The sequence below is a fragment of the Corynebacterium sp. UBA4397 genome (genome assembly GCF_002390965.1).
Lineage (GTDB): Bacteria > Actinomycetota > Actinomycetes > Mycobacteriales > Mycobacteriaceae > Corynebacterium > Corynebacterium flavescens.
The window spans coordinates 32136-49194 of record NZ_DGRD01000032.1; the positions used below are offsets into that span (position 1 = coordinate 32136).

At 57.6% G+C, this 17059-nt stretch carries 13 protein-coding genes; 12 read left to right on the forward strand and 1 reads right to left on the reverse strand.

Annotated features, from left to right (window positions below; all coding sequences use genetic code 11):
• Positions 1-2 precede the first annotated feature (2 nt).
• From B2696_RS07375 to uca, 12 genes are all read left to right on the forward strand, one after another.
• Positions 3-2348, forward strand: a complete 2346-nt coding sequence (locus B2696_RS07375) for a hypothetical protein (protein ID WP_286954781.1) — start codon at positions 3-5, stop codon at positions 2346-2348.
• Entirely contained in the window at positions 2345-3883 is a 1539-nt protein-coding gene (locus B2696_RS07380) for a hypothetical protein (RefSeq protein WP_075728933.1), read from the forward strand. The genes B2696_RS07375 and B2696_RS07380 overlap by 4 nt, the downstream gene beginning before the upstream one ends.
• Positions 3884-3892: 9 nt before the next feature.
• A complete protein-coding gene (locus B2696_RS07385; RefSeq protein ID WP_276623706.1) occupies positions 3893-4864 on the forward strand; it encodes a hypothetical protein in 972 nt (323 codons plus the stop codon).
• Positions 4865-5875: a hypothetical protein gene (locus B2696_RS07390; RefSeq protein ID WP_075728935.1), complete on the forward strand. Its 1011-nt coding sequence runs from the start codon at positions 4865-4867 to the stop codon at positions 5873-5875.
• Complete coding sequence (locus B2696_RS07395; protein WP_286954783.1) at positions 5872-6324, forward strand: hypothetical protein; 453 nt, start codon at positions 5872-5874, stop codon at positions 6322-6324. The genes B2696_RS07390 and B2696_RS07395 overlap by 4 nt, the downstream gene beginning before the upstream one ends.
• A gap of 202 nt (positions 6325-6526) precedes the next feature.
• Entirely contained in the window at positions 6527-7339 is an 813-nt protein-coding gene (locus B2696_RS07400) for an ABC transporter permease (RefSeq protein WP_286954785.1), read from the forward strand.
• Between the two features lie 31 nt (positions 7340-7370).
• A complete protein-coding gene (locus B2696_RS07405) occupies positions 7371-8030 on the forward strand; it encodes an ABC transporter ATP-binding protein (RefSeq protein ID WP_286954787.1) in 660 nt (219 codons plus the stop codon).
• Between the two features lie 145 nt (positions 8031-8175).
• On the forward strand, positions 8176-9345 hold the full coding sequence (locus tag B2696_RS07410) for an LLM class flavin-dependent oxidoreductase (protein ID WP_286954789.1): 1170 nt from the start codon (positions 8176-8178) through the stop codon (positions 9343-9345).
• A 41-nt stretch (positions 9346-9386) separates the two neighbouring features.
• Positions 9387-10433, forward strand: coding sequence for an ABC transporter substrate-binding protein (locus B2696_RS07415; RefSeq protein ID WP_286954791.1), 1047 nt, complete (start codon positions 9387-9389; stop codon positions 10431-10433).
• Positions 10434-11083: 650 nt separating this feature from the next.
• Positions 11084-11962, forward strand: a complete 879-nt coding sequence (locus tag B2696_RS07420) for an urea amidolyase associated protein UAAP1 (protein WP_286954793.1) — start codon at positions 11084-11086, stop codon at positions 11960-11962.
• A gap of 5 nt (positions 11963-11967) precedes the next feature.
• Positions 11968-12675, forward strand: coding sequence for an urea amidolyase associated protein UAAP2 (locus B2696_RS07425; RefSeq protein WP_286954795.1), 708 nt, complete (start codon positions 11968-11970; stop codon positions 12673-12675).
• A gap of 14 nt (positions 12676-12689) precedes the next feature.
• Positions 12690-16283 carry an urea carboxylase gene (gene uca, locus B2696_RS07430; protein ID WP_286954797.1) on the forward strand — a complete coding sequence of 1198 codons (3594 nt, stop codon included), beginning with the start codon at positions 12690-12692 and terminating at the stop codon, positions 16281-16283.
• Here the strand turns inward: uca and B2696_RS07435 are convergent.
• On the reverse strand, positions 16261-17058 hold the full coding sequence (locus B2696_RS07435; RefSeq protein WP_286954799.1) for a Fic/DOC family protein: 798 nt from the start codon (positions 17056-17058) through the stop codon (positions 16261-16263). The genes uca and B2696_RS07435 overlap by 23 nt on opposite strands.
• Position 17059 lies beyond the last annotated feature (1 nt).

The following is a 17059-nucleotide window of genomic DNA, read 5'->3' on the forward strand; positions in this document are numbered from 1 at the left end:
GTATGCATAGCGAAACAAAGATCAGCGATATCCCATTCTCCGAGTTGGCTTTGGTGCACGCATTGCCCCAAGCGGATGCGGAGCATATCGCCGAGGTCTTGTCACCGCAGTTCTCTCGCTTCGCCGGCGATATTGCCCGGGCCTTGGGCGGGGAGTCAGTCGAGCACCCGCAGCTGCGAGCCGCGGCGCTCAACGAGCGCCTCGTACAGATGGAGCATAAGCGTGAGGCCGCACGGGCAGCAGCAGAGGCTGCCGAGGCCGCTGCGGGTGCAGCGGCGCAAACAGCAGAAGTTGCACAATCAGCACAGCCTGCGCATAGGGTGCCGGAGCAGCCGGCTAAGCACTCCGCGAAGGAGGACAAGCCGCGAGCTTCCGTTAGTTCTTTAAGTCTCCGTGAGCAGCTGCTGGCTCAACGCCGGCAGCGTGATGCTGCAACTCAGGTCGATGAGAACGACTACGTCGGCCTAGAGGCAGAAGACTTCTCAGCGCCTTATCGATTTGGCCATGATCCGGCCCAAGTGGTGCCAGAGTTGAAGTACGCCGTCGAAAAGCCGGTGGCCAGCTTAGGTACGGAATCGGGAACGGAACCTGATGCAGAAAGCCCAAGTGAGCTCTTTGTGGATGCAGTTTCGGATGGAATAGCGGAATTCAAGCGACATCCCGTGCGTATCTGGTGGCAGCCGCTGCGCGCGGCCGCGGATGAGACCGTGCTTTATCGCGTGGTGGCAGCTGATAGGGAAATGGTGGTTACTCCAGACGCGGGTGAAACACTCGTGGTGACGAAAGGCACCGCTTATCGCGACCTGGAGCCGGGCAACGGCGGACTTCGTCACTACGCAATATGGGCGTACCGGGGCATCGAAATAATCGATGTGGTTGACAGCCAACCCGAGCTCATCGCAGAAACCGTCGTGGTTTATCCGCCCAATAATTTCAAGGTGGCGCCGACCCAAGGCGCTATCCAGGCCACGTGGGATCTGCTCGAAGGACATACCGGCGCGCTCGTGTATGCCTGCCGGGACACCGAGGTGCGCAACCGGCTTAGCCCTAACTTCCAGGTGGAACCCGATCCAGGCGGACGCAAGGTGACGATTCCCACCGAAGAGAGCGGGCAGACCATGGTGGTATCCGTGCGCGGGCAGGTGGAGTTCCGTGGTGAAATCATCCTCGGCAGCGCGGAGCTCGTGGCGGAAGAATCCATCAAGGTGGCAAGCGAGCTCGACTACATGACCTTGAAGAGCTGCCAGCGCGAGATCGAAGAAGGCAATGATTACATCGCAGTGCAGTGGACCGCCCCGAAGACTGGGGAGGTAAAGATTTATGTCACGCAGCACTCCCTTGACCCAGATTTCGCCAATAGGCCGGTGCCGCGCAACTTCATTGATTCTGCTTTTAGCAGCGGCATCATTGCCTCACAGGGCCAAGATCGCCCCGGTGACGAGCGCTTCGACCGCACGCCCTGGCCCACCGACTGGCACCAGGTGTATGTCACCCCGGTGAACTTCAATGACACCGAAGGCTGGGTGGGCCAATCCATGGTCCTGCAGCGCGTCTCTCCCATTAAGGAGGGGACGTGGCGGCTCATCGAGCGCGTGGATAGCCAGCTCATCACCTTCGATTGGCCCCTTGGCGCGGAGATGGTGGAGTGCATCCGAGATGAGTCAGAGACCGTTTTGCTGCGTGAGGAATACGAGCGCCAGGGCGGCATCCGCCTCAAGCTGCGCAATTATGGGGAGACCGTGCGGCTGCGGCCGCGCGCTATCTTTGCCGGCGAGTACACGGATGCGCCGATAACGAGCGTGGTGTACGCGGGCCTGCAGGTGTTCAACTACGTGCTGCGATATGACTGGGCTAGTTCTTCCGTCGGCGTGTGGATTAAAAGCCACGAGGGAGAATCCCGCATGCCTCCTAGCTTCCAGCTGGTATTCAATCCGCAGCGGTTGCCCCTACACGCGGATGACGGTCAGACCGTGGAGTTCTCCGAGGACATGGCGATCAAGACCATCTACTCACCGCGGAGCATTGCCGCAGAGTATGGGCCGGATCCCAGCCTGGTAGCAAGTCTGGGCAGCTACATGGATCGCGGTGGATTCCTCCGTCTCTTTGTCATCGAGGACTTCGTGGCTTCCACGGCGGCCGGAGGCGACCTGACGGATAAGTTGTGGGGCGATCAAACTGAGTATTCTTCCGGTTTTTCTACAGGTTTTTCTTCCGGATTACCCGGGGAGCCCGAGCCCGTTGCCACGCAGAGCGAGGCGGTCATCGTGGAAGAAAACATCGCAGGAGGGCTATATGTCTTGCCCGCCCAGCAGCGCGGTGGATACGACCTAGGGGGACAGCCACAGTGAGCGGTTCATTCAACTTTGCCTCCTTCAGTGGGCGCGGTGCCCGCGGCGGTCGCGGTGGCTGGGGCGTAGGCACCGTCGTTGGCGATCTGGGACGTGACCAGGTCCGCGACCTCGTTACTTATGTTCCGACCTCCCTAGGCGGTGGCCAATCCATTCCCAAGTTCCCTTCACCGGAGATGCGGGCTCGTTTCTTGCGGCGTACCGCGGTTTTTTCCCTCAGCGCTGACGCCTCCTCCTGGATCACTATGGTCTCCGTGCACGCAGGCACGGATGCCACGGGGCGCGGGGGAAACGTTTATACCCTCACCAATGTCATGAGCACGGCGATTCCTCCCGCACCGGAGCTCGTGCTTTATTCGCCGGATATTCCGGCCCCCTTTTCCATCCATGAGGTCGATACCGCGCCGGTTCCGCGCGAGATTGTCCAGCCGGGTCCCCTGCAAGATGGCCAGATAGTCGAGGAATTCCTCGACGGTGAGTTCCGCAACCCTGAGCGCTTGCCGCTGCCCTTTCGGGAAGTTGTGCCAAATCCGGACGGTGAGTTTAACCGGGCGCTCGTGGAGGCGATGGCCGCGGTGCTTAACGTGCCCGGGGCTACGGTGGTGCTCTCGGCGCCTGAGGATCAGGCGGCCTTGTGGATCGCTGCGGTGTCCCCGGCAGTGCCGGAGGGTTTTGGATTTTCCACCTCTGAGAAGGCCTCAACCTTAGAAGAGTTCCCCAAATCTACCTCGACCATGCTGGTCACCTCGCTTAAGGAGAAGGCCCGCTTAGCCGATATGCGGATGTCAGGCCGCGTGGTTCTCTTCGCCACAGACGAGCCAATCCCTGATATCACGGGCTTTCTTCCGGCACGGGCGCCGCAGCAGGAACCGGCACTTCAACCGGTGCCGAGCGCCGAGCCTTTCTTGCAGTTCCCCCATGAAGTCCTCGGCGAACCCACAGACCTTGAAGAGGACCCTTTCAACACCGCCGCAGTCGCCGCTCCCACGGTGGGCGCGGTTGGCATGGGCGGCGCCGTCATTCCAGGGGAGACGCTGCCAGGCGCCAATCCCTTTCTTAATGCGGAACCAGCCCCTGAACCAGACCCAATCCCGGGTGCTACTCCGGTGCCGGTGCGAGGTGGCGGGGACGAGGCCAATGCCCACGTTGGGTCATTGACGCCGGTAGAAGCCGCTAACCTCGAGCATTTCAACGCGCGGTGGTGGTTCGATCATCTGCGCGCCCATCCCGCGCGCGCTTTAGAGATCGCCTTGTTGCTGCCCACGCACTTCGGTCCGAACCAGCGCGAGTTGGCGTTAGCGGCCTGTGTGGTGGAATGGAGCATTTCCTTGCCGACTGCCTTCGAGGAATTGGTAGCGCCGGTTCTCGGCGGGCTCGACCCGCACTTCCGAGACAAGGTTCGCCACTTGGTTCATACGCACTTTGAGCAGCACCTGCATCTTGATGAAGCAAAACTCCAACACTTCTACACCCTCGGCGCTACGGCTGAAGTGACAGGCCCCACGCACGCAAGCAATGTCGAAGACGAAAGGTAACCCAAGGCTATGGCTAATTACGCACTCAAAGCCGGCGGCTCGCGGACGGTACCCCAGGCCCCGGTCATCTTTATCGAGGTTTTTGAAACGGGGGCCGGCGGCGCCGCGTTGGAATTGCAGATTGAGGGGGCTGGGGTTGATGCGACGCGCGTCGACAAGCGGCGCCTGAGCGTGCGCGGCATTGTGGGCAGTGCCTCCATTGTTGTGCGCCCGCCTCTTGGCGCGACCTTTGGTACCAGTAGCAGCGTGCAGCTGCGGGTGGATACCGGCGAGCACCAATTAGACTTCCCCCGCGTGCTTGTCGACGCCGCTGAGGACGAGGGCGAACACCTCGCCGACGTGGTTGCCGCGGACGGTAGCTACCGTTTCTTGGCCTATGGCTCGGATGCGGGAACCAAGTATTCCGCTGAGGCCCGCGAGGTTCGCTCCACGGTGCGTCGAGAGGACTTGGAAGGCGTGGCGCTCTCCGAGTTCCGGGTCATCGTGGATAGTTCCGCCTCGATGGCGGTCAATACTTCGCGGGATGCCATTGCGGCCATCGCCCGCTACATTGACGGGCTGCGGGTGGGCTATACCGCGCGTAGCTTTAGCATCACCGATGGGCAGGCAAGCTCCCAGAATACAGAGGTCCCCCAGCTAGAGGAGTTTGTTACCAAGATCATCGCGGCCGGCGCGGACCGTGTGGGATCACGGCGCTGGGATGCGCAGCGCGAGCGCACTCGCGGCGCGGATACCCTCACCGTCTATGTCACGGACGGTCCCACCTCAGACATGTTTGAGTCCTCCGCACCCACCGCTGTTCTTATCACGGGTCCCATTGCCCGCCAAGAACGAGAGCTTGCGCGCAAGAGCGCGGGGCGCGCTCCCGTGGCCTTCGCCGTCATCGATGATGAGGCCATCGCGGAGCTTAAACAGGGCAATGCCGCAGGCCTTGCGCAACTGAGTGAGCAGGTAGCCCAGCTTTTGAAGGAGAAGAACTAGATGAGTACCCTAGCGCGTTGCCCGTGGACCTTCCAGCCTTTGGAAGATGGCGCGACGGTCAGTCCCTATACCCACCGGGAACTGCTCCCCGGCTGGGCCGATTCGGTGACGCATTGCATCGCCATGGCCGGTGCCCGCGCCTCCGGAAAGTCCCTCTATACCGCGGTGATGGTGAAGCAGCTGCAGCTGCTGGCTAACCACCACAAGGTCTCCGTCCTGGCGGCGGATGAGTCGACGGAAGAGCGCTTCCGGGAAAACTATGAGATTCCGCTCTTTGAAGAGATGAAGATCATGGGCGCTACTCCCTCCGCCCAGTCTGACCAGGCATATCAGCGCGATCCGCTCATCTTTGATCTTGGTCAATGGCCCGACGCCGAGGGCCGGCTGCGCACCAACTACCTGGTCTTTCGTGACGTTGCCGGGGAGGACCTGGAAAACCTCCCAGAGGATAGGTCCAGCTTGGACTTCTTCAAATTCGCGGACCTAGTCATCTTCCTTTTCGATCCGCTGCGCGTTCCGCAGGTGCAGACCTACCTCAAAGGCATCGTCGCCACGCAGGGAGAGCTGGGCGCAGCGCCTTTAGACGTGCTGCGCAACCTGCTCATCCTCGTGGGCGAGGACGCGCCGCCTTTGGCCGTGACGGTTTCGAAGTTCGATACCCTCCAGAAATTGGAGCTAGTCAGCGGCACGGAGTGGGCGAAGATCATGGGCAACCACGGTGCCGCGTTCCGTCGCGATACCGGGTGGAACTTTAGCTTCGATGACGCCCAGATCCTCGACCTCGAGGTGGAGTCGCTGCTGCTGTTGATGCAGGCCGATGATTTGGTCAATACCGTGCACCGCATTGGCAAGCGCGAAGAGGGCGCCTTCCAGTACTTCGCGGTCTCCGCACTGGGTGAGTCCCCGCAGGGCGAAGAGCTCTCGCGCAGCGGCATCGCGCCTTTCCGCGTGCTCGACCCCATCCGGTGGTTGCTCAGCTCGCGCGGAGTGATGTGGAGCGACGTCGCATGAGTTTCGGTACACCGCAGTTCGACGGCGCGGAAGACTACCGCTTTGCCCAGGTATCGCAGCACCAGCGGCAAGCACGCCGCGCGGTGGATATGAAGGCACTCTGGGCGCCACTGCCCATCAAGATAGCGGCCGCACTGGAGCTTTTCAGCGCGGCCTACCTTGTGTACTACATCTTTGATCTCGTGGGCGCGGAGCGCGTGCCGGAAAGCCTGTCTCGCATCGACCACCTGGCCGGCGAGTTTGCGGTACTTCTAGGCCTCATCGTGCTCCTCATCTGCGTCTTGACCGTCTATGTGCTGCGCGCGCAGAACTGGGCTCGGATCGGGTTGACGGTCTTGGCAGCTTTATTCGTGGTTTTGATCATTGCGCCGCGGGTATGGCCTATCTCCTTGGCGAGTATCGCCGTCGTGGTTTTGCTTTGGCTGCCCAACAGGAAGTGGTTTGGCTAAAAAGCATCGCCGCCACCAAAAAGTAGAATGACCTGTCTATTATATTCGTACTGAATGGATGATTATCCGTACTAAGTGGTCTGGTTTAAGGTTTCAACCAGACCGAATGTAACTTCTACTGAATCGAGCACAGCACATGGTGAAGGCTGCTGAAACCCAGGTGCGGAGCGAGAAACGCACAGCTTCATCTCTCAAGTCTCGCTTGCTTTCTTCCGAGAACGCGGCCTTAAAGCTCCAGCTTTCCGTTTTCGTCACGCTCATGATTGTGTGGTGGGCTGTCACGGCCTCCGGGCTTATCAAGCCAGTCTTCGTGCCCGGACCGGGTGCCGTGTGGCAGGCCTTTATCGATTCCAACACCTGCCGCCCAGGCCCGGAGGGCACTAACCGGGTGGTGTGTGGCCAGCAAAATTACTTCTTGTGGCAGCACCTCCTGGCCAGCTTGCAGCGGATCGCCATCGGCGTCGGCGCTGGTGCGGTATTCGGAATCGCCCTAGGACTCGTGGCGGGCTCTTCAACGCTGGTGCGAATCGCCGTCGAACCCTACGTCAACTTCCTGCGTGCGCTTCCTCCACTCGGATATATCGGTCTGCTCATAGTCTGGTTCGGTGTAGGAGACGTGTCTAAGGTGTGGCTTTTGTTCATCGCGTCCTTCCCACCTATAGCAATTTCCACCATCTCCGGTGTTTTGGGCGTCCAAGGGGACAAAGTGCTGGCTGCGCGCACGCTCGGCGCCAGCCGCATCCAAGTGCTTCAGACCGTGGTTTTCCCGGCCGTGTTGCCCGAGATCCTCACCGGATTGCGGCTGGCCATCGGGCTGGCCTGGGCCGCGGTTGTTGCCGCTGAGCTTAATAACGGAATTCCAGGAATCGGCGGCTTGGCCTATATCTCAGTCCAGCAGCTCCAGACCCCGCTGACGGTGGTGTGCATCATCGTCATCGGACTAACAGCCGTCCTACTCGACGTGATCGTAAGCAGAGCTACCCGGCTATTCGTGCCTTGGCACGGCAAGAGCTAAGCCCCAAGCGCAACAAGAAAAGGAGTTCCGCATGAACAACAGGATTGAACTGGCCGGGGTGGGAAAGATCTATGAAAGCAGGAGCGGCTCAACCGTAGTGCTCGAGGACGTTAACCTTGACATCCAAACGGGCGAGTTTATCTCCATCATTGGGCCATCCGGTTGCGGGAAAACAACGCTGCTGAAAATAGTGGCAGGCATTCTCCCGTATAGCAGTGGCTCCGTCACTGATGACGGGCGCCGCGTAGAAAGCCCCTCCGCAGCGCGGGGACTGGTATTCCAACAACCCACCCTCTACCCGTGGTTCTCCGTCCGCGGCAACGTGGAATTGGCGGGGCGGTACTCCGGGAAAAGCAAGAAAGAGAGACGTGAAAGGGCGCAGTACTATCTCGACCTCGTCAACCTTTCCGACGCCGCGGACCGAAAGACCTATGAGCTTTCGGGAGGCATGCAACAACGCGCACAGATCGCACGGGTGCTGGCCGGGGAGTCTCCGGTGGTGCTCATGGATGAGCCCTTCGGCGCCCTCGACGCCTTGACCAGAGAAAGGCTCCAAGACGAGCTCCGGCGAATATGGCTCGAGACGAAAAGGACAATTCTCTTCGTAACTCACTCCGTCGAAGAAGCTGTGCTGCTTTCTACCCGGATTCTCGTCATGGGCAAAACCCAGGTCGAATCATCGAAGACGTAGAGCTTCCAGCCAATCTCGAGCGCAATCGAGGAAGTGCTGACTTCGTAGGCCTGCGCGAGCAATTTACCGCGTCGGTTTATCGAGCACAGGAAGAAGAAGCACTACCAGACAGCATTTCCCATGAGCAGTGAAGGAAAAGACAACCATGCCCACGCACATCCCAGAAGCAGTATCCCTCCATTGGTTCTTGCCTACCTACGGTGACTCGACGGGGATCATCGATTCAGAGCATGCATATAGCAGCGTGCCTTCTTCAGCGGCGCCGCAACCATCAACCAGGCACGGCTCTTTGCGTTACCTTTCGCAGATCGCGCAGGCGGCGGAGGGAAACGGGCTCGAATCCATGCTCGTGCCCACCGGTGCGTGGTGTCAGGACCCTTGGGTCGTGGCCTCAGCCCTGATACCGGCGACCACCAAGCTAAAACTCATGGTCGCGGTTCGCCCTGGTGTGGTCTCCGCTACCACGACGGCCCAGATGGCGGCGGCATTTCAGAACCTGTCGCAGAATCGGCTCGCCCTCAATATCGTCACCGGTGCAGAAGACGGTGAGCAACGTGCCTACGGTGATTTCTTAAACAAGCACCAGCGCTATGAGCGTTCGGCCGAATATCTCTCGGTGCTGCGCAGCCTGTGGAAAGATGAGCGCCCTCTCGATTTCGCGGGGGAGGATGTCAACGTCGAGCAAGCGGCCATCGATCAGCGTCCGACTGTGCAGCCTCCCCTATACTTCAGCGGCGCCTCTGATATCGCGCTTGAGGTGGCAACAACCCATGCCGATGTCTACTTGACTTGGGGCGAGACCTCAGAAAGGGTAGCCGGATTAACCGCCAGGGTGTCCGAGTTGGCAAGGACCAAGGGCCGGGAGATCGATCACGCCATTCGCTTTCACCTCATCGCGCGACCAACTTCTGAACAAGCGTGGGCGGTGGCGGGTCAGCTTCTGGAGCAGTGCGACCCAGAGAAAGTAGCAAAGGTTCAGGCCGGACTGCGCGGGGCGCAATCTGAAGGGCAACAGCGTATGAATGAAACCTACGCCCAGCTTGCCCAGTTCGATGCGAATACCGATGTTCGCTCTTTGCAAGTCCAGCCGGGCGTGTGGGCGGGCATCGGATTAATCCGCGGCGGCGCAGGAACCGCTTTGGTCGGCTCTTATGAAGAAGTCGCTGAGCTCATCGATACCTACCGCCTAGCGGGGGAACAGCATTTCGTTCTTTCTGGATACCCGCACCTAGAAGAAACCTTCCACGTGGGGGAGGGCGTGATTCCCGCTTTGCGCCGTCGCGGCGTCACCGTCACCAGCACTCCTTCCTGGTGAATTGCTCACATCTCTCAACTACAAAAAGAAAGGCACGAACCGTGCATCTGAAGACAATAATTAGCCTCAGTGCTGCCATAGCGTCGACCTTTACCCTAGCTGCCTGCGTCGGTGGACCAGCCAGCGATGATAGCGCCAGTAATCAGGGGGGAGAGTGTCCGGTCGAGGTCAACGAAGACTATAACGGTACGGTGCGCATCGGCTATCAAAGCGGCTTGCCGAATATGCACGTCATCATGGCGGAGAACCAAACGGAAGCATGCCTTCCCAATGCGGATGTCTCCTATATTCGTTTCGACACGGGCGCCGACATGCTGCAAGCCTATGCCGCCGGATCCATTGATCTAGCGGGTATCGGCACCCCTCCGGTGAGCAGGAGCCTCTCTGATCCGAGCGTGAGTCCTATCGAAGTCACGTGGGTCATGGGCTCGACAGATCGAAGTGAGGGATTAGTGGTCAAGGATCCGGCCATCAATTCCGTCAAAGACCTAGAGGGCAAGACTATTGCGGTCGCCTTCGCCTCGACTGCCCACTATGCGTTGCTCAAGGCCTTGGAGGATGCGGGCCTGGAACCAGGGCGCAACGTGAACGTCGTCAACATGGGGGCTGACGCCACCCTCGCCGCCTGGGGCGGAGACGAAATCGACGCGACGTGGATTTGGGACCCGGTGTTTTCTGAGGTGCAGTCAAACGGCCACGTCATCATGACCAGCGGAGACGTCGCCGAACTGGGCTATCCAACCTACACCGTTGTGTCTGCCACAGATTCATTTGTCAATGCCAACGGCGACTTCTTCCGTACTTATAATGAGCTCCTTGGTGATGCCGCACAGCGAATCAATGACGATCCGGCAGGAGTCGCCTCAATCATTGCCGGTGAGATGCAGATGGATGTGGAGGATACCCAACGTTATCTCGAATTGAGCAGCACACCGCTTGCAGCGCAACAAGCGGAACTCCTGAAATCCACCATCGGAGAAACCTTGCTAGATAATGCGAAGTTCCTCCAGCAACAAGGCATTGTAGATAAGCTTGCCGAAGAGCAGGTTTATAAGCATGCGTATTCCGCAGAAAATCTCCCTCAATAGGACAATTGGGTTCTGCGATCAGATCACGCACGAGAGGCGTGAGAGGCTGGGAGTTCGTGGAGGCGTGACTTTGCTGAGTGGCTTAAGCCGACGTCGGAGGGACTACGCTCGTCGCTGCGTGAATTCGTCAATCTGAATGCAAGTTCACCACCTCCACGTGCGCTCAGACATTCCTGTCCGCACGGATTTAGTGAGCCCTAGGACTTGCGGGGCTCAACTTCGATTCAATCCGCATCGGAAACCCTACGTATTCGCTGTTCATGGCCTGCTTTCTCCCCGGTGTTAGTACAGATTGCATTGACTGCGCCGAAACCTTCGGCGCAGTCCTGACGGGAGAGGTTCCCGTTTATGCCAAGTCGGTCAACAGATTGTGACTGCGCTGAGCATGTCAGCACCTTGAAACACTGCTTTTAGATACGTAGATTGTGGCCCTTGGGAGTTCCTACCCGAGGATTCTCTACTTAATAAATAAGTCCTGAGCACTCAAAATGATTCAATGCTCTCCACGATAAAGAGCTTTCTTGAACGAAGAAATAGATGGTGCTAAATTAATATTGGTCAACCATTAGAAATGCTTTTCGCTAGAGGCAAGCACCATTCTTGACCTCCAGGGTGGCATTAACCCTATTCTCGAGAAGGATTCAGGACTTATGGCCACTTCGTCCACAAAGGTACAAGATCACGCAAAGGAGCGTGAGAACCATGCCACGGCTACCGTCTCCAGTGCTCGAGATGATGCTCGCGCACAAGGAGTGAAGACTTCTGAGTTTCAACCTTACGTTCCGGCTTCTAGTAGCCCTTTCGTTCCTGAAGACGTAGATCCGGGGCGGCTGGTTTGGGCAGAATCGGTATCCCCAGGTGGATATACCCACAAGGTACTAGCTCGTGGTACTCGGATTAGATTCGAGGACGTTACTGGAGAAGCTTGCGCACACGTCCTACTTTTTAATGCCCTTGAACCTTGGGAGCGCTTCAACGCGGCAGATACGGTAAAAATTCCATGGCAGGCGTACCTGACCGAAGGGCATCCATTACTCTCTGGTGATGGACGAGTCCTCGCCACCATCGCTGCAGATACGTCTGAGCACCATGACAGCCTGTGCGGCTTCATGTCGGATGCGCAAACCCAGGAAAAGTATGGAAATAGCGTTATCTATAGCGTGTTCCCGTCTGGGCAGACCCTCTTTGAACAAGCAGCGGTCAAGCATGGGCTTAACGCACGTGACATTGCCCCCAGTGCCTCTTTCTTCAAGGGTGTTCACGTGGAAGAAGATGGACGCTTGGAGTTCACGGGATCGGCAGGAGCGGGGAAGACGGTCGACTTAATTGTCGAGATGCCGCTGATTATTTTGATAGCTAACTCCCCACACCCGCTGGATCCACGGCCTGATTATGTCAATGGGCCCTTGCGCATTCACGCGTGGCGCTCAGAGGCTACCGAAGTTGACTCTCCCGTAGCCCAGGTCTCCCCAGAACGTCATCGCGCGTATCTCAACACCATCAGCTATATCCAGGAAAGAGGATTGTAAAGAGAATGACTACTGTCAATCACGTACATTCTGATGTTCAACCCGGCGCAGTGTATCGGCCGGGTACCGAGCTTGATTATTCGGAGCCAGCAGTTGCGGGAGAAACCATCAGCGATGAGGTCGTTGAGCCCCGAGGCCCATGGTCCGGTTTTGTCCGGGCGGGCGATGTGCTCACCATAGTCGATGTAGGAGGAAACCAGTCCGCAGACTGTCTCGTGTTTTCTAAAGAGGATACGGATGAAAAGTACAGCGTTCCGCAGACATTGAGCGGTCAAGCGAATGTCTATTTGCGCACAGGTTCGGTCCTCCAGTCCAACCTGGCGAATCCTTTGATGACTGTCGTTCTCAATGAGGTTGATCGGCAAGACACCATCGGTGGAGCTTGCAGTAAAGAATCCAACACCTTGCGCTATGGTCATCACACTCATAACGATCACGCCTGTCGGGAAAATTTTCTCGCCGAGTCTCGAAAGTACGGCTTGGGGCCACGAGATCTAGTCTCCAATATTAACTGGTTCATGAACGTGCCGGTCGAGGACGATGGATCGCTGGGAATCGTTGATGGCATGTCGGGCCCAGGGCGTCGAGTAGCGCTGCGCGCAGAACAGGATGTTCTCGTTATCGTCTCCAACTGCCCGCAGATGAATAACCCTTGTAATGACTTTAACTGCACGCCGTTGCGCATGATTATTACGCGACCTGCCACTTCATAGAGGACTTAAGAAAAATGTTTGATAGCATTCTCATTGCCAATCGTGGCGAAATAGCGCGCAGGATCATAGCTTCTGCAAAGTCGCTCGGGCTTCGAACCATTGCGGTTTATTCAGAGGCTGATTCGGCTGCTCCCCATGTCAGAGAAGCCGATGAAGCCTACCTTTTGGGGCCTGCTTCGGCCTCGGAATCCTACCTCGACGTCGATAAGGTTCTCAATGCTGCGCGCCTTTCTGGGGCAGGAGCTATCCACCCAGGATACGGTTTCCTTTCTGAAAACGCTGATTTCGCACGTCGCGTTGAAGATGCCGGAATGGCATTTATTGGACCCACCCCAGAGCAGCTTGAGAAATTCGGTGTCAAACATACCGCCCGCCACCTTGCGCAAGAAGCTGGGGTGCCGCTGCTTTCAGGCTCTGATCTGCTGAGCTCCTCCGAAGAAGCTGTAGCCGAGGCAGAGCGAATCGGTCTGCCGGTGATGGTCAAGGCCAGTTCCGGTGGTGGCGGGATTGGCATGCAAGCCTGTTTCAGCCTTGAGGAAGTCGCTGATGCATTTGAGAGGGTTGAAAGGGTCGCTGCCCAAAACTTCGGTTCAGGCGGGGTGTTCTTGGAGCGCTTTGTCAATCAAGCTCGGCACGTGGAAGTGCAGCTCTTCGGAAATGGCAAAGGTCAGGTCGCCGCAATCGGTGACCGTGACTGTTCCTTGCAGCGACGCAACCAGAAAGTCATGGAGGAAGCTCCGGCTCCTCATCTCAGTGATGCGGTTCGCAACCAAATTCACGAGGCAGCGAAGAGCTTGGCAGCTTCGGTGAACTACCGTTCGGCCGGCACCGCCGAGTTTATCTACGATCCAGATCGCAAAGAAGCTTACTTCCTAGAGATGAACACGCGTCTGCAGGTGGAGCACCCCGTCACCGAGGAAGTCTATGGGGTCGATCTCGTTGCGATGATGATCGAGTTGGCGCAGGGTCATGACCTGGGTTCTGAGTTGTTTACCAAGACTTGGGAGCCGCAGGGAGTTGCGGTAGAAGCCCGCGTCTATGCTGAAGATCCAGCTTTAGGCTGTACTCCGAGCCCCGGTCTTGTCACTCAGGTGGTTCTTCCCGGAGAAAACGCCCCGGAGATCGAGGGAATCCGAGTCGACGGTTGGATCGAGACTGGACTAGAGGTTTCGCTCTTTTATGATCCAATGCTGGCCAAAGTCATTGCTTATGCACCGACCCGAGATGAGGCCCTAGACTTGCTAGGCAGCGCATTGGCAAGTAGCCGCATAGACGGTGTGGTTACCAACATTGGATTGTTGACCTCGCTGACTCATGACGCCACCTTCCGCGCCGCGGAGCATTCCACCAAGACACTCTCAACAACCTATGATCCTGACCCGCGCATCGAGGTCGTATCTCCTGGAATGCTTACCACCGTGCAGGATTATCCGGGCAGGAAAGGCTATTGGCAGATTGGCGTTCCTCCTTCAGGCCCCATGGATGAGCTCTCTTTCCAGACTGCTAATGAATTGCTAGGAAATGCCCCCGGTGCACCTGGCCTGGAATGCACCGCCTCGGGCCCGACTTTGCGCTTCACTCATTCCACCGAAGTTGCGATTACCGGTGCCCCTGCCTTGTGCACCCTGGATGGGGTGCTGGTACCACAATGGCAGGCAATCACGGTTGAAGCAGGACAGGAGTTGAGTATCGGTCAGGCCAAAGATGTAGGTCTGCGCATATACCTCGCAGTAATTGGGGGTTTTGATGTACCCGAGTATCTTGGTTCTGCCTCAACGTTTACGCTTGGCCGCTTCGGCGGGCATGCAGGTCGGGCGCTGCTTGCGGGGGATGTCCTGCGAAGTGGGTCCAAAACCGGCGGCGAACGGATCGCCGTAGACACTGATAATCTCCCAGCCATCAGCAACAATTGGCTGATCGCTGTCACCGAAGGCCCACATGAGGCGCCAGAGTTTTTCACCGCCGAGGACATCGCCGCCCTTTACTCTGCAGAGTATGAAGTTCACCTCAACTCGGCGCGTACTGGGGTCCGTCTTATCGGCCCAAAGCCGGAATGGGCCCGGAGCGATGGCGGAGAGGCAGGGCTACACCCCTCCAATATTCACGATAATGCCTATGCAGTTGGTTCTTTGGACTTTACCGGTGACACTCCGATTATCCTTGGCCCGGATGGTCCTAGTCTGGGTGGTTTCGTGTGCCCTGCAGTCGTGGCCAGCGGCGATCTGTGGAAGCTCGGCCAGCTGCGGCCTGGAGACACCCTCAAGTTTGTTCCTGTGAAGGAAAAGAACGCTGCCGCAGTGCGCGCTCTGGCTGCCACTCCGGAGGCTATCACCGCAGACGGAGACGGTGATCATGGCATTATCGAGGAGCTAGCGGGTCGAAGTGATACTCCTAGCGTGGTATTCCGCCGTAGCGGAGACACCAATCTCTTGGTGGAGTATGGGGACTTAGTCTTAGACATCGGCCTGCGGATGCGCGTTCAGGTGCTCATGAATAAGATCGAGGAACGCAAGATTGAGGGAGTTGTTGACTTGACTCCCGGAATTCGGTCTTTGCAGATTCACTTAAATCCGGCACAGCTCCTGCCCACGGAGCTGGTGGGAATCCTCAAAGAGATTGAGGCCGGAATACCAGGGACCGATGATCTGGTGGTTCCTTCGCGTACTGTCCGCTTACCGCTTTCTTGGGACGACCCACAAACCCGCTTGGCTATAGAGCGTTACATGAACGGAGTGCGAAACGACGCCCCTTGGTGTCCGTGGAACATCGAGTTCATTCGGCGAGTCAATGGACTAGAATCTGTCGATGAAGTCTTCGACATCGTTTTTAACGCCTCCTACCTTGTATTGGGGCTCGGCGACGTATACCTCGGAGCACCTGTGGCAACTCCGCTCGATCCACGCCATCGCTTGGTTACCACCAAGTACAACCCAGCGCGCACTTGGACGCCGGAGAATGCAGTCGGCATTGGCGGCGCTTACCTGTGTATCTATGGCATGGAGGGCCCAGGTGGTTATCAGTTCGTTGGGCGTACCACCCAGGTATGGAATCGATTCCGCTCGGGCGGGTTATTTGCCGATGCCCCGTGGGCCCTGCGGTTCTTTGACCGAATTGAATGGTATCCGGTCAGTGCTGAAGAGCTCTTGCGACTGCGTGCGGAGACCGAAGCGGGCAGGGGACCGTGCGATGTGGCTGAAGGGACTTTCTCTTTCGCCGAATATCGTGCTTTTCTCGAGGACAATGAAGAGTCAATTGAGAGCTTCCGCCAGGTTCAGCACCAAGCTTTCGAGGAGGAGAAGCAACGCTGGCGTGAGTCTGGCGAGTTCGACTTCACAGCTGAGGAGCCTGTCGTCGCCTCCACCGAAGAGATTGTCATACCTGAGGGCTGCGTCGGAGTAAGCGCGCCGTTACCTTCGACAGTGTGGCAGTTTTCGGTAGAGGCCGGAGAAAAAGTGGCCAAGGGAGACCAGCTGCTATCTCTGGAGGCTATGAAGATGGAGACCGTGGTTACCTCGCCTGTCGATGGTGTGGTGACTGAGGTTTATGTCAGCGCCGGCGAGCTGGTTTCGCAGGGTCAGATTCTCGTTAGTGTTGAAGAGGATCATTAAGAGTAGGAAGAATCAAATCCACGACCTTGAGCCAAGGTCGTGGATTTGGTATCTCACTATACTTTGGTAGTGAAGCTGCTGACGCCGCATACCATTGCGAGGCACTGACTTGAGTGAGCCGTAGACCAGGGTGGAGAGCCAGCAGGATTGTCATGGCCGTTCGTCCATTTCCATCTCGATAAGGGTGGGCCCAAATATAGTGCGCCAAGAATTCGGCGATCTTTTCCCGTTTTGGGGGAATGCTGATGGTGCTCTGACGTAGTGCGTGTTTTGCAGTCGCAAGGTGCTCGTCGATTAGCGTCAAAGGAGCGAAATGGGTGCCGAATTTGCTAATATCTACGGTTCGCAGGCAACCTGCCCAGTCATAAATGTCGCCGAAAATAAAGTTATGAACTCGATCAAATCGAGCAGTGCTTGGGTCTAAATCCACATCGTGTTCGAGGAACTGGCACATCCGGGCTGTACTGACCTGTGCTTCCAATTCTCTAAGGAGGGAAACTGAGCGGATCTCCGGGATATTGGACAGAACTGGGAAATCACGGCGTTGATAAGGCTGATGGTTCAGCATTTGGGCAAACCAAGATCGTGGCTGCAAGTCGAGAGAGCGGTCGAAGGAGACAAAGTCCTTGATGAGAGATCGAACGAAGTGAGAGGTGGGTTGCTGGGGATTCCTTAGGTGTGCAAGTAGTCGATCTGCTTTGTCCCCAGGGCTCCAGCCTTCGATGGCTTGAGAATGCAAGACTTGAATGGCGGCGTTAGGAAGTAAGGATTGCATG

Excerpts from the sequence above, each read along its gene's own strand:
- B2696_RS07375 (WP_286954781.1), top strand. The coding sequence starts at position 3 with ATGCATAGCGAAACAAAGATCAGCGATATCCCATTCTCCGAGTTGGCT.
- B2696_RS07385 (WP_276623706.1), top strand. The coding sequence starts at position 3,893 with ATGGCTAATTACGCACTCAAAGCCGGCGGCTCGCGGACGGTACCCCAG.
- B2696_RS07390 (WP_075728935.1), top strand. The coding sequence starts at position 4,865 with ATGAGTACCCTAGCGCGTTGCCCGTGGACCTTCCAGCCTTTGGAAGAT.
- B2696_RS07395 (WP_286954783.1), top strand. The coding sequence starts at position 5,872 with ATGAGTTTCGGTACACCGCAGTTCGACGGCGCGGAAGACTACCGCTTT.
- B2696_RS07405 (WP_286954787.1), top strand. The coding sequence starts at position 7,371 with ATGAACAACAGGATTGAACTGGCCGGGGTGGGAAAGATCTATGAAAGC.
- B2696_RS07410 (WP_286954789.1), top strand. The coding sequence starts at position 8,176 with ATGCCCACGCACATCCCAGAAGCAGTATCCCTCCATTGGTTCTTGCCT.
- B2696_RS07420 (WP_286954793.1), top strand. The coding sequence starts at position 11,084 with ATGGCCACTTCGTCCACAAAGGTACAAGATCACGCAAAGGAGCGTGAG.
- B2696_RS07425 (WP_286954795.1), top strand. The coding sequence starts at position 11,968 with ATGACTACTGTCAATCACGTACATTCTGATGTTCAACCCGGCGCAGTG.
- uca (WP_286954797.1), top strand. The coding sequence starts at position 12,690 with ATGTTTGATAGCATTCTCATTGCCAATCGTGGCGAAATAGCGCGCAGG.
- B2696_RS07435 (WP_286954799.1), bottom strand. The coding sequence starts at position 17,058 with ATGCAATCCTTACTTCCTAACGCCGCCATTCAAGTCTTGCATTCTCAA.